At 46.5% G+C, this 13,148-nt stretch carries 12 protein-coding genes and 1 riboswitch; of the genes, 8 read left to right on the top strand and 4 right to left on the bottom strand.

The features are described from left to right. Positions 1 to 45: 45 nt before the first annotated feature. A complete protein-coding gene (locus LYZ37_RS13235; RefSeq protein WP_272785796.1) occupies positions 46 to 336 on the bottom strand; it encodes a DUF2607 family protein in 291 nt (96 codons plus the stop codon). Positions 337 to 413: 77 nt separating this feature from the next. Continuing rightward, the gene (locus LYZ37_RS13230) at positions 414 to 965 is read right to left on the bottom strand and encodes a YtfJ family protein (protein ID WP_272785795.1); all 552 of its coding nucleotides are present in this window, start codon (positions 963 to 965) and stop codon (positions 414 to 416) included. Positions 966 to 1,172: 207 nt separating this feature from the next. Here LYZ37_RS13230 and LYZ37_RS13225 point away from each other — a divergent pair, with 207 nt between their 5' ends. Further along, on the top strand, positions 1,173 to 1,373 hold the full coding sequence (locus LYZ37_RS13225; RefSeq protein WP_004747146.1) for a DUF1107 family protein: 201 nt from the start codon (positions 1,173 to 1,175) through the stop codon (positions 1,371 to 1,373). 80 nt (positions 1,374 to 1,453) lie between these two features. On the opposite strand, the gene msrA is transcribed toward LYZ37_RS13225, so the two are convergent. Next, a complete protein-coding gene (gene msrA / locus LYZ37_RS13220) occupies positions 1,454 to 2,080 on the bottom strand; it encodes a peptide-methionine (S)-S-oxide reductase MsrA (protein ID WP_272785794.1) in 627 nt (208 codons plus the stop codon). Between the two features lie 117 nt (positions 2,081 to 2,197). Between msrA and tamA the strand changes: the two genes are divergently transcribed. The 4 genes from tamA to LYZ37_RS13200 are packed head-to-tail and all read left to right on the top strand — an operon-like array spanning position 2,198 to position 8,456. Beyond that, positions 2,198 to 3,913 carry an autotransporter assembly complex protein TamA gene (tamA, locus tag LYZ37_RS13215; RefSeq protein WP_272785793.1) on the top strand — a complete coding sequence of 572 codons (1,716 nt, stop codon included), beginning with the start codon at positions 2,198 to 2,200 and terminating at the stop codon, positions 3,911 to 3,913. Continuing rightward, the gene (tamB, locus tag LYZ37_RS13210) at positions 3,910 to 7,677 is read left to right on the top strand and encodes an autotransporter assembly complex protein TamB (RefSeq protein ID WP_272785792.1); all 3,768 of its coding nucleotides are present in this window, start codon (positions 3,910 to 3,912) and stop codon (positions 7,675 to 7,677) included. The genes tamA and tamB overlap by 4 nt, the downstream gene beginning before the upstream one ends. A gap of 28 nt (positions 7,678 to 7,705) precedes the next feature. Beyond that, complete coding sequence (locus LYZ37_RS13205; RefSeq protein WP_272785791.1) at positions 7,706 to 8,053, top strand: gamma-glutamylcyclotransferase family protein; 348 nt, start codon at positions 7,706 to 7,708, stop codon at positions 8,051 to 8,053. A 43-nt stretch (positions 8,054 to 8,096) separates the two neighbouring features. Next, positions 8,097 to 8,456, top strand: a complete 360-nt coding sequence (locus LYZ37_RS13200) for a DUF2799 domain-containing protein (RefSeq protein WP_272785790.1) — start codon at positions 8,097 to 8,099, stop codon at positions 8,454 to 8,456. 50 nt (positions 8,457 to 8,506) lie between these two features. Here LYZ37_RS13200 and fbp read toward each other — a convergent pair whose 3' ends face one another. Beyond that, on the bottom strand, positions 8,507 to 9,523 hold the full coding sequence (fbp, locus tag LYZ37_RS13195; protein ID WP_038197930.1) for a class 1 fructose-bisphosphatase: 1,017 nt from the start codon (positions 9,521 to 9,523) through the stop codon (positions 8,507 to 8,509). A gap of 305 nt (positions 9,524 to 9,828) precedes the next feature. Here fbp and mpl point away from each other — a divergent pair, with 305 nt between their 5' ends. From mpl to thiB, 3 genes are all read left to right on the top strand, one after another. Continuing rightward, positions 9,829 to 11,181 carry a UDP-N-acetylmuramate:L-alanyl-gamma-D-glutamyl-meso-diaminopimelate ligase gene (gene mpl, locus LYZ37_RS13190; protein ID WP_272785789.1) on the top strand — a complete coding sequence of 451 codons (1,353 nt, stop codon included), beginning with the start codon at positions 9,829 to 9,831 and terminating at the stop codon, positions 11,179 to 11,181. A 14-nt stretch (positions 11,182 to 11,195) separates the two neighbouring features. Next, entirely contained in the window at positions 11,196 to 11,822 is a 627-nt protein-coding gene (locus LYZ37_RS13185; RefSeq protein WP_272785788.1) for a flavin prenyltransferase UbiX, read from the top strand. Positions 11,823 to 11,964: 142 nt separating this feature from the next. Beyond that, a riboswitch (TPP riboswitch) is annotated at positions 11,965 to 12,086 on the top strand. A gap of 67 nt (positions 12,087 to 12,153) precedes the next feature. Further along, positions 12,154 to 13,140: a thiamine ABC transporter substrate binding subunit gene (gene thiB / locus LYZ37_RS13180; protein ID WP_420794632.1), complete on the top strand. Its 987-nt coding sequence runs from the start codon at positions 12,154 to 12,156 to the stop codon at positions 13,138 to 13,140. The last annotated feature ends 8 nt before the right edge of the window (positions 13,141 to 13,148 follow it).

The raw sequence follows: 13,148 nt of genomic DNA, 5'->3' as shown, positions 1-13,148 counted from the left end.
ATCCACCCAATGTGAATACGATTTATTGCAAATGATGAATCAATATCAGGACAGTGGCGGTGAACGCGGCAGGTAGGCAAAACTCAATGCCTCGGTATAGTGATAGGCCGCTAGTGGAGCAAAATATTCACTGACTATTGGTGGAGCGATGACAAGGGGCGCAGGAGTAGCACCATGCAGTCCACTAGCAAACAGTTGGCAGTGGTGCTCTTTGTGATGCGCAGAAGAAAGATCGTACTGATGATCAATAAACGCAAAATTTAGCCATAGCACAAGGGCGATTGCCAAAAATGCAAGCGCTGAAATGCGTTGGAGAAGAAAGCGATTTTGAAGCACGATGAAAGCACAATAAAGAAAGCGGAGTTGTTATACTATAACAACTCCACTTCTGGGGGAAGTAAACCAAACTGGGTTTAAAGGTTTTCTTTGACTAGTGTAAGTACTTGTTGAATCTCGCTTTCATCTAGCGCGCCTTCTTTTACAAACAGTACTTTACCTTGTTTATCCTGCACTATGATGGCAGATGACTCTTCAGTCAGTTGCCAAGCGCTGGCTACCGTCCCGTCCTCATCCAGCACCATTGAAGACCAAGGGAACTCTTTCTTGCTGTCTTCCGCCGAAGATTTTACAAATGATCCCGTTCCCCAAATTGCATCATCTTGGTTGATGATCGATGTGGTTTGATAGCTTTGCTCTGGGAACTTCGCTTCGGTGATCGCTGCCATTAACGGCGCATTGAGCTCTTTTGAACTGCTGCGTCCAGCAATGGCTTGAATGACGCGGACTTTACCTTGCATATCAGTCGTTGCCCAAGCTTGGAAGGCCGTTTTGTCGCCTTGCAGTACGATTTCACCGTGGCTTGCTACCGCCACCTCAGGCACGGCTTGCCCGACAGTGATGTTGTGAGCAAAAGCGAAAGCTGGAGAGCACGCGATTGCCAGAGTTAGAAGGGTTTTATTTTTCATTATGTTATTTCCTTTTGAATGTGCGCAAAAAGTATATACCCAATTTTAAGAAGCGGAGAAAACTCTCTCAGATAACACTGGTCTGATGTCACATTGTTAACAAAATGCTATACATCAAATACGCATCCGGTATAATACCTACGAGTTCTAAGGAATAGAACCAAGCAATCAGTTCGAATTGCATCACAAAAGGATATTGGAGTCGTTATGCTGCGTGAATTTACTATTTATCGTCCTCGTCAAGTTGCACGTTTTGTTAAAACTTTGTTTAAAGGACAGTTTGTTATCTCAGGGGTTGGCAAGTTTACTTTCGACAACGGAAAAGTGTTACTGCCAGATGTAAAAGACCCACAAAAACTAACCACCTATAAAGAGATCAACCAGGCGATTGCTTTATTGCCAGTCTAAATCTTAGTATTTGGTCTCAACAATCGAGTTTCTAAAAAGTCGCCTATTTGGCGACTTTTTGTTTACCTATGTTTTATAGGTTATTGAGGTGGAAAACACACCCCCGTTCCCCCCAGGCCACAGTAGCCGTTAGGGTTTTTAGCGAGGTATTGCTGGTGGTAGTTCTCGGCGTAGTAGTATTTACCTGCGGGTAAAATCTCTGTGGTGATGGCGCCATTACCGTCACCGAGTAGCGCTTGATAGGCCTGCTTAGATGCTAGTGCTGCTTGGTATTGCTCGTCGCTGTATACATAGATGGCCGAGCGGTATTGAGTTCCGCGGTCATTGCCTTGTCTCATACCCTGAGTCGGATCGTGCTTTTCCCAAAATGCCTGCAAGAGTTGCTCTAGGCTAATGATACTTGGATCGAAAACGACTCGTACAATCTCTGTGTGGCCAGTTTGTCCGCTGCATACCTCTTCATAGGTTGGGTTAGGCGTATAACCTCCTGCGTAGCCAACTGAGGTGCTTACCACCCCATCAAGTTGCCAGAATAGGCGCTCGGCTCCCCAAAAGCAGCCCATTCCAAGCAGAATTTTCTCGCAACCTTGTGCGGGTTCTGCAGTCAAACTGGTTTGATTGACGAAATGAGTGTCATCGAGTGCAAGTGGCGTCTCTCGTCCTGGGAGAGCTTGTTGGGCGGTAATCATGGTTTGTTTGTCGAGCATCGTGATTTCCTTGTTGGAGTATTTTTTATATAGACCGCCTAATTAACTGTTTTCGTACAGACTTATTATTTTAGTGGCGGTATTATTCCCTTACTTGATGTAGACAGATAATTAAGCATGATCAGCAAACCTTTACCAGTTCTAATCGCACTTGTTTCCTTTGCCCCTTCGGTATGGGCACAAAGTGTTGATCTCTCGATAGAAGGGCTAGAGGGTGAGCTGAATGATAATGTTGAAGCCTACTTATCATCTATTCCTGAAACTGAGTATAAAACCAGTTTACGTTTCCAAGCGCGAGTAGAGAAAAATATCACCGAAGCGCTTAACGCCTTAGGTTACTACCACCCGGAGATTGATTTTACTGTCACACCAGATGAATTAGAGTTGATCGTCAATGTGAATCCTGGACCTGCGGTTATATTGCAGCAGATCGACATTAAAATTGAAGGTGAAGCGAAAAGTGACCCTCAGTTCACCGCACTGGTTGAAAATAGTGGCTTAAAACAGGGCGATCGACTCAATCATAGTTTGTATGACACTTTGAAATCTTCGATTCGCAACCTCGCTTTGCAAAAGGGCTACTTTGAAGGGGACTTTACCGTGAGTCGATTGGAGGTTGCTCCCGATCTCAACCAAGCCTTTATCCATCTTCATTATGACAGCGGGATGCGTTACCACTTTGGTGCCAATACCATAACAGGCAGCCAAATTGATCAAGATAGGGTCGCGTCTTTGTCGCCGTATCAGGCCAATGACCCTTATCAGGCGTCTCAAGTTGGCGAATACAACCAGAACCTCTCTAATACCGACTGGTTTTCATCTGTCTTTGTCGAGCCAGACCTGAGTAAAATAGGTGAAGGGCGCGAGTTACCGATGAAAGTCTCCCTCGCGCCACAAGCAAGAAATAAACTTGAAACCGGTATCGGTTATGCAACGGATGTTGGCGTTAGAGGTTCACTCAAATGGAAGAAACCTTGGGTGAATAGTCGCGGTCACAGTTTTGATAGTAGTTTGTCTATTTCAAAGCCTGAACAAACCATTACTGCTGGTTACCGAATTCCACTCGAAGACGCACTCAATGAGTACTATCGCATCCAATATGGCATGAAAAACGTCAACCAGCGTGATACAGAAAGTTTGGAATCCAACTTAGCGCTAGAAAGGCACTGGGTGCTCGATAACGGTTGGCACCGCACCTTGTATGTTCGTTACTTGCTAGAGAACTACACCCAAGGTAACCAAGAGGATAGGGCTCAGTTTATGTTACCAGGGATAACCTTTTCTCGTAGCCGAGTCCGAGGCGGCGCGATGCCTACTTGGGGTGATCGACAGAGCTTTACGTTAGAGTATGGCGATCCTAATGCGCTGTCAGAAACTAGAGTAACTCGTTTGATTGGTGCGACAACGTGGATCCGTAGTGCAGGGCAAAACCACCGCGGTATCTTCAAACTTAACGGTGGCGCCAACTTTTCTGAAGAGTTTAGTAAGCTCTCGCCATCATTACGTTTCTTTGTGGGTGGTGATAACAATCTGCGTGGTTATGGTTATGAGTCTATCTCGCCCAAAGACTCCGACGATAAATTAACCGGTGCCAAATATATGCTGACTAGCTCCATCGAGTATCAATATCGCGTGTATGGTGATTGGTGGGGTGCGGCTTTTTACGATGTCGGTGATGCGTTTAATGATAAGCCAGATATTAAACGTGGTACGGGTGTTGGTGTGCGCTGGGCTTCCCCTGTCGGCCCGATTCGTCTTGATTTTGCTTGGGGGCTTGATGCGAACAAAGGCGACGAATTCAAAATCCACTTTACTTTAGGACCTGAGCTATGACCCGTGTTGTGATTAAGTGGTCAAAATGGCTTTCACTCACTTTACTCGTTTTACTCCTCAGCGTTTTGGTGGCGCTGGGCGGATTACTGTTTACCAATCCGGGCTTGAACCTTGTTTTGTGGGGGGCGGAGAAGTTTGTTCCTCAGCTTAAAGTTGGATCGAGTCAAGGGGCGATTTTTCCTCGATTTACCCTTAGCAATGTTGTTTTTAAAGATGACAACTTGCACGTCGATACCCAGGCAAGGTCACTAACGCTTGCCGTCAATGCGACATGCTTTACCGAGCCGGGTGTTTGTATTGATGAACTTGCGATTGATGGTTTGTCATTCGCTATGCCAGAGTTACCGCCAAGTTCGTCGCCGGCTCAAGAGCAAGATGAGGCGTCATCGTCAGCTAAAGTTACCTCTCCAATTCCTATCAAGTTAAGTCGATTGGCGCTAAGCGATATTCAGCTGGATATTTTAGGTAATCAGATAACGTGGGACTCATTGACCTCTGGGGCGTCATTTCAAGGTAATCGCCTGCGTCTCAATACCACCGAACTTAAAACGCCAGTGGTTAAGTTAGCGGCAAGTCCGGCTGAAAATGAGCAAGCTGCTGCGCCAGAGAATCAAGCGTCAACGCCAACAGAAATTGTCCTACCCAATATCGTTTTGCCGCTGCAAATTGATCTTGTACGCCTTGATGTTCACGACTTTAAGCTAGAGCAAGCGACGCCTGTTATCGTCAACCATTTAGGATTAGCGGCCAAGGCTAAAGATTCTAGAGTGGTGGTCAAAACGCTTGAACTAGATATGCCGCAGGTGACTGCGCAGTTAAAAACAGACATTGACCTGCAAGGTGATTATCCAATCGACTTGCAGCTAGATGCGACAATCAAAGAAGAGATGGCTGCAGGACAAACGCTCTCCCTAAAAGCAGGTGGCAGTGTGGCCAAGTTGCAGCTCTCGGCTCAATTATCAGGGTTAGCCAAAGCGTTCCTGACTGGCGAACTGCAACCACTCAAACCTGAATTGCCTTTTGACTTGAGCTTAATTCAAGGTGATCTCCAGTGGCCATTGAAAGGTAAGGGCGATTACTTTGCCTCGATAGATAAGCTTCGAGTTCAAGGTTCTCTTAAGGGCTATAACCTCAATCTAGATACCGCTCTTAAAGGGTCACAACTTCCTGATTTGTCTCTCTCGTTGCAGGGTAAAGGCGATCTCTCCCATATCCAGTTGAGTCAAGTGGACATTGCCACACTAGGAGGAACGATCTCCGGTGATGTGATGGCGGATTGGCAAGCGCCGATTAACTGGGCGGCAAACTTGACACTGGCTCACATTCAGCCCGGCTTACAGTGGCCTGAAGCTGAAGGCGATATCAGTGGGCAAGTGTCAACCTCCGGCAGTTTGACAGAGCAGGGTGGCTGGCAAGTCGATGTCCCGAAACTCGATATTGATGGTGTTCTGCGAGAGTACCCACTGAATATAGCGGGTAGCGTTAGCGCTGCTGATGTGGCTGGCAACAATGAGCTTAGTGTTAAAACGCCGCAGTTAGTGCTTTCTCATGGCCCCAACAGTATTAAAGCTAGCGGGGAGCTAGATAAACAGTGGCGGATGGATCTTGAACTCAATTTGCCTGACTTAATCAAATCGATCCCTGACTTAAAAGGACGTGTTGTTGGTGACGTAGCCCTGCGCGGAGATTTGAAAGCGCCAGATGTGGGTCTAAACCTTGTCGCTAAAGGGGTTGATTGGCAACAGCAAGCGCAGATTGCCAAGCTCAGTGTAAAAGGGAATATCACGCCACTGCCAACGCCAAGTGGTCAATTAGCACTTAAGGTTAATCAGGCTAAGTATCAAGACAAGGTGATCGATGATGTGAGCTTGAACTTTACTGGCTCTCAGCAAAAGCACCAACTTAATCTCGATGTGAATTCGAATATCGTGTCGACGAGTTTGGCTCTAACAGGCTCACTGACGGATAAGCCTGAACTCGTTTGGCAAGGTAATCTTGAGCGAATGCGACTCTCTTCGCAGCAAGGTGAATGGCGACTGAATCAGCCAACCGCATTAGGTTTTGAAATGGCAACTGAGCAGGTTTCTGTTGCTGCCCATTGTTGGCTGCAAGCCGACTCTTCACTCTGTTTAGAGAAAGACATCAAGGTAGGACAAAGTGGTGAAGCTGCGCTCGCGTTAAGTCAGTTTGATTTTGAGCAGGTCAAAACCTTTATTCCTCAGGCAACGCAACTCCAAGGGCAAGCAGACGCCAATGTATGGGCCAAGTGGGGTGACAGCCAGCCACCTCAAGTTAAGGCTAAGATTGAATTAGCCAAAGGTGAAGTGGTTCAAAAGCTCGAACAACCGCTAGAGTTGGGCTGGGAGAGCGCGACACTGACGGCGCAACTTGCAGACAATAAGCTGAGTGCAGAGTGGTTACTTGATGTCACCGATAATGGTGATGTTTCTGGTAATGCCACTATTCCGGATGTGCTCAGTGACGACAAGCAAATCGATGGTCGTTTGAAGCTCACAACGTTCAATTTAGACTTCTTAGCACCACTTGTCGGGGAGTTCAGCAAGCTCAAATCGAACATTACCACCGATCTCGCAATTAGTGGCCCGGCGATGCAGCCTAAAGTAAATGGCCAGTTTGTTGTCGATGATATTTTGCTTAAAGGTGAAATATCTCCGGTAGAAGTGGACTCAGGGCGTTTGACCATTAACTTTGCTGGTTATGATGCGACCTTAGCGGCCTCTATTCACACTCCAGATGGAAAACTAGAGCTAGCGGGCGACGCTGATTGGCAGGATTTGAATGATTGGAGTACCAATGTACGCGTTTTTGCCGAGGAGTTGCTAGTCAATGTGCCGCCTATGGTGAAAATCAAAGTACAACCGGATATGACCATCTCTGCTTCACCTAAATTGGCGCGTATCGATGGCACTATTGCTTTGCCATGGGGGCGTGTCGTGGTCGAAGAGTTGCCGCCAAGTGCGATTAGCGTCTCCAAAGATCAGGTCATTCTTAACGATCAACTGCAACCTGTTGATAAGAAGAACCAAGTGCCTTTCACGGTGCAATCCAATATCAATATTAAGATTGGTGATGATTTTAAGCTCTCTGCGTTTGGTCTAGAGGGGGAGTTAGTTGGTAATCTCAATGTAGCCCAGAGAGACAAGGGACCTTTTGTTACTGGTGAGGTCAATATCGTTGATGGTTCATACCGCTCGTTTGGCCAAGACCTGCTAATTAAAGAAGGTAAGGTGCTAATGAATGGTCCGGTGGATCAGCCGTACCTGCAAATTACCGCTATTCGCAACCCAGATAACACCAAAGATGATGTGACGGCTGGGGTAAAAGTGACCGGGCCTGTCAGTGAGCCAACAGTGACCATTTTCTCTGAGCCAGCGATGGCGCAGGCGAACGCTTTATCTTATTTGTTACGTGGCCAAGATATTGATGGCGAAACGGGCGGCAATGCCATGACAACAACCTTGATCGGTTTAAGTCTGGCGAAAAGTGGTCGTGTTGTTGGGGAAATTGGCGAGGCCTTTGGGGTGCAAGATCTTCAGGTTGATACCGCAGGCTCTGGTAATGATTCTCAAGTGACAGTAAGCGGTTATATTTTACCCGGCTTAAAAGTTAAGTATGGCGTTGGTATTTTTGAGTCTGTTGGTGAGTTCACCGTACGTTATCGTTTGATGCAAGATCTCTATGTTGAGGCACTGTCTGGTGCGACCAACGCCGTCGATCTTCTGTATCAATTTGAATTTAATTAGTCGGTAAACATCGAAGGGAGTCGATGTCATGCAGCAGTTAGTATTTGTATATGGCACATTGCGTCAGGGGCAAAGTAATCATCATTTGTTGGCGCATTCAGAATGGTTAGGCAAGCATGCGACGCCTCCCATTTACAGCCTTTATGATCTTGGCGCGTATCCAGCCGTAGTAGATGGGCATAGCGTGATTTATGGTGAAGTCTATCGGGTCGATGAACAGACGTTGCGCCAGTTAGATCGACTGGAAGATGTGCCGATAACCTATCGCCGTGAGCAAATCGACACACCTTTTGGCTTAGCTTGGATGTACATTTATCAGCAAGCCCACCAACTAGAGTCGTTAATTTCCTCCGGTGATTGGTGTCAAAAAGTGTAATACTTATCGATAGCGAATGGGTAACTTGACTAAGGAGAGAGCGATGAAATTACAATTTGTTCTAGTGGCATTAATGTTAGCTGGATGTGCCACGCAACCACCTCCATTAAGCAATATCGAAGGTGACTGGTCAGATTATGGTAAGCAACGTGCCGAGCAAGGCTTTTTGAAACAGTCAGAAGCGAAACTCGCCGAGCTAGATCAAGGTGGCGTCTTCAGCCCAGAGCTGTATCTCGCATACTCTGATGGCTATGAGCAAGGCAGAGTCGAGTACTGCAACCAAAGTGCTTATATGCTAGGGGTTAAAGGTAAGCCTTACTTAGGGATCTGCCAACGCATCGATCCTTTCTTCCAGCAAGATTATATGTCAGGGCGTCATTCAACCGCAGGTTCAGCCTTTTAAACGTAAAAGAGTCGCGATTAAGCGACTCTTTTGTTTTCAGCGTTTGAAGGTTAGTTTTCTTCGCGATTCAGCTCTAAAAACTCTTCGACTTGTTTAACCATGTTTTTCGAACCAACAAAGAACGGCACACGTTGGTGTAATTCTGTTGGTTTGATATCCATAATACGCTGAACACCATCAGATGCGACACCACCTGCTTGTTCGATGATGTAAGCCATAGGGTTACATTCGTATAGCAGACGCAGCTTACCGTTTGGATGGCTTTCTGTGCTTGGGTAGAGGTAGATACCACCTTTCAGCAGGTTGCGGTGAAAGTCAGCCACCAAAGAACCAATGTAACGTGAAGTGTATGGACGATTGTCACTTGGTGCACTTTCCTGACAGTACTTAATGTACTTCTTCACACCCATAGGGAAGCGAATGTAGTTACCTTCGTTGATTGAGTAGATACTACCATCTTCTGGAATCATCATATTTTCATGTGATAGGCAGAAGGTGCCTAATGAAGGATCGTAAGTGAAGCCGTTAACACCATTACCAGTTGTATAAACCAACATGGTTGAAGAGCCGTAAATGACATAGCCAGCGGCAACTTGCTTGTGACCAGGCTGAAGAAAATCTTCTTCTGTTGGTGGCGTACCGATTGGTGATACACGGCGATAGATGGAGAAAATAGTACCCACAGAAACGTTAACGTCGATGTTAGAAGAGCCATCCAATGGATCCATTAACACCACGTATTTTGCGTTTTTGTTGAGTTCTTTATTAAACGCTACCGCCTCGTCTTCTTCTTCACTGGCAACACCACATACTTGATCTCGGGCTTCAAGAGCGGCCTTAAACTTGTCGTTCGCGTAGACATCGAGCTTTTGCTGATCTTCACCTTGAACGTTTGCAGTACCTACGGCACCAGTAATATCACCTAGACCGGCCGCGTTAATTTCGCGGTTAACAATTTTTGCAGCAAGGCGAATTGAAGAGAGTAGGGATGATAGATCACCGCTAGCGTGGGGGAAGTCCGCTTGCTTTTCAACAATGAACTCGCCAAGGGTGCGCATTCCAGACATGGTTTTTCCTTTAAAAGTCGCTCATAGATAGGGGGAATGGGATGTCTCGTTCTCTAACGGAGCTTTAATGACTACCCGAGATAAGTGTAAAAGTTAGATCTTTTTATTGGTAATGAACTAACTGTCTTAGATCTCAAATTTTTTAGTAAACTTTCAACAGTTTTCACAGCGATGAGAGATCAGAGAGTGAACAAAGCGTAATCAGTGAGTCAATTCTCTGTATTAAGGTGGCTAAAGTAGTTCGCTTTTTGCGGTATTGTCGCCATAATGAGGGCAATATTTTCCGCTTAGAACAAGGCTTTTCTATGCATATTCATATACTGGGGATCTGTGGCACTTTTATGGGTGGTGCAGCTGTATTAGCGCGTCAGCTGGGACATAAAGTCACAGGATGTGATGCCAATGTTTATCCGCCCATGAGTACTTTACTCGAATCTCAAGGTATTGAAATTATAGAAGGCTTTGACCCGTCACAACTCGACCCTGCGCCAGATTTGGTGGTGATTGGTAATGCGATGAGCCGCGGCAATCCATGTGTCGAATATGTACTGAATAATAACCTGCGTTACACCTCTGGCCCGCAGTGGTTACAAGAGTTCTTACTTCATGACCGTTGGGTATTAGCGGTGTCTGGTACTCATGGAAAAACCACCACTTCCAGTATGTTGGCGTGGATCTTAGAAGACTGTGGTTACAAACCGGGCTTCTTAGTCGGTGGTGTACTGGGTAATTTCGGTATCTCAGCCCGTCTTGGTGAAAGCATGTTTTTTGTCGTTGAAGCCGACGAATATGACAGTGCTTTTTTCGATAAGCGTTCTAAGTTTGTCCACTACCATCCTCGCACCTTAGTCATGAACAACCTAGAGTTCGATCATGCTGACATCTTTGACGATCTTGAAGCGATTAAACGTCAGTTTCATCATCTTGTTCGCACAGTTCCGGGTAATGGGCGCATTTTTGCACCAAAACAAGATAGCGCACTACAAGATGTACTTGAGCGCGGCTGTTGGAGCGAAACCGAGTTTAGTGGTGAGCAAGCTGACTGGCAGGCGGAGAAAATAAACATTGATGGTTCGCAGTTCAAAGTACTGTTCCAAGGCGAGCAAGTGGGTATTGTGAGTTGGAACCTCGTTGGTGATCACAATGTAGATAACGCTTTGATGGCGATAGCTGCAGCGCGTCATGTCGGAGTCACCCCAGATCTAGCTTGCGAATCGTTAGCTAAATTCATCAATACCAAACGTCGACTTGAGCTTAAGGGTGAGGTCAATGGCATCACGGTTTACGACGATTTTGCCCATCACCCGACCGCGATTGAACTGACGCTCGGTGGATTACGTAACAAGGTCGGCGATAGCAAAATTATCGCTGTACTCGAACCACGCAGCGCTACGATGAAGCGAGGTGTTCACAAGGATACTTTGGTCGCTTCGTTACAAAAAGCCGATCAGGTGTTTTTGTATCAACCTGATTCGATTGATTGGTCGGTGGAAGAGATCGCCGCTCAATGTGCCCAACCTGCTCAAACCTCCAATAATGTCGATGAGCTTGTGGAGCAAATTGTTGCTAGTGCTAGCTCAGGTGATCAGATTCTGGTCATGAGCAATGGCGGGTTCGAAGGTATTCACAATAAGCTTCTGGCAAAGCTAGCTCAATAGTGTAGTTTTTAAATATGACCAAGCAACAAAAAGCCATCACCTTAGCCTTTACTGGGGCCTCCGGCGCTCCTTATGGTTTACGCCTGTTAGAGTGCCTACTGGCTGCTGATTATCAAGTTTATCTGCTTGTTTCGTCCGCGGCGAGAGTGGTGCTAGCAACTGAACATGACCTTAAACTGCCTGCCAATCCTGATTCGGCTAAGCAAACTTTGGTCGAGCACCTTAATTGTGACCCAGACAAGCTGGTTGTATGCGGCAAAGATGATTGGTTCTCTCCGGTGGCGTCTGGATCTGCAGCGCCGAAACAGATGATCGTCTGTCCATGCTCAGCAGGAAGCGTTGCAGCGATTGCGCACGGCATGTCGGATAACCTGATTGAACGTGCCGCAGACGTGGTGATGAAAGAGCGCGGCCAACTGCTGCTAGTGGTTCGTGAGACCCCATTTTCTACTCTGCATCTAGAGAACATGCACAAGTTGTCACAAATGGGCGTAACCATCATGCCTGCTGCGCCAGGTTTTTATCATCAACCCAAATCGATAGAGGATCTGGTTGATTTTATGGTCGCGCGTATTCTTGACCACTTAGGAATAGAGCAAGGATTGGTTCCTCGCTGGGGCTACGATCCCCGTCATATTTGAAGCCGCAGCGTTGTTGACTGCTCAAATTCACCCAAATCAAATAGAACACCTATGTTCATTGGGATGAATTTGCTTGTCGCCTAGCTGCAACTCCAACTATTTAGGGGATAGATATTGCAGTTTATTAATATTACAATTCGACCGTTACTCATCGGGGAGCTATTGACCTAACTTATGTTAGCGTCAGCTGAGATCGAGCTATCGCTTGGGACCCGTGTACCTGAACCAGATAATGCTGGCGTAGGAATTGAGTTTGGATTTGAACTCCGCTTCTCAAGCCTGTGCCGCTCAGACAAGGAGAGAGCGAGCAGTGAAAAACACTCTAAGCACCATTTCAATTAGTACCCTAGCGTTAGCAACGCTGGCGACATTCTCAGCGACAGCCGCAGAAAACAGTTTAACCGTTTATACCTACGACTCTTTTGCCGCCGATTGGGGCCCAGGTCCTGTTGTAGAAAAAGCGTTTGAAGCGCATTGTGGTTGTGATGTTAATTTCGTCGCGCTAGACGATGGTGTCTCTATCCTTAACCGTCTGCGATTAGAAGGCGATAACAGCAAAGCGGATATCATTTTAGGCTTAGACAACAACCTGATGGCGGAAGCGAAAAAGACAGGTTTGTTGGCTGAACATAGCGTAGACACTAGCAAGGTTGCATTGCCAAATGGGTGGGCAGACAAAACGTTCGTTCCTTATGATTTCGGCTACTTTGCGTTTGTTTACAACAAAGAGAAGCTAGCTAACCCACCAAAAAGCTTGAAAGAGCTGGTGGAATCTCGCGATGATCTGAAAGTGATCTATCAAGATCCACGAACTTCAACGCCTGGGCAAGGTCTGATGCTGTGGATGAAGTCTGTTTACGGTGATGACGTGACTCAGGCTTGGCAAAATCTAGCCAAGAAAACCGTAACCGTCACTAAAGGTTGGTCTGAAGCGTATTCAATGTTCCTCGAAGGTGAGTCTGATCTAGTTCTCTCTTACACCACATCGCCTGCCTATCACTTGATTGCTGAGAGTGACAACAAGTATGCTGCCGCTGATTTTGCCGAAGGTCACTACACTCAAGTGGAAGTGGCTGCGAAGGTAAAAGCGTCTAAAAATCAAAAGCTAGCCGATGAGTTTATGAATTTTATTCTTAGTGATGAGTTCCAATCAGCGATGCCAACAGGTAACTGGATGTACCCAGTCACAGACGTTGCACTGCCTGAAGGTTTTGAAAGCCTGACTCTACCAAGCAAAGCACTGACCTTTAGCGCCGACGAAGTGGCCGAAAATCGTAAGTCTTGGATTCGCGAATGGCAAAGTGCGCTGACATTCTAAGAGGCTCT

It is taken from the genome of Vibrio tubiashii (genome assembly GCF_028551255.1).
GTDB classification, from domain to species: Bacteria; Pseudomonadota; Gammaproteobacteria; order Enterobacterales; family Vibrionaceae; genus Vibrio; species Vibrio tubiashii_B.
Note: the sequence above shows the minus strand (reverse complement) of the source record. Positions and strands in the feature narration are given on the sequence as shown.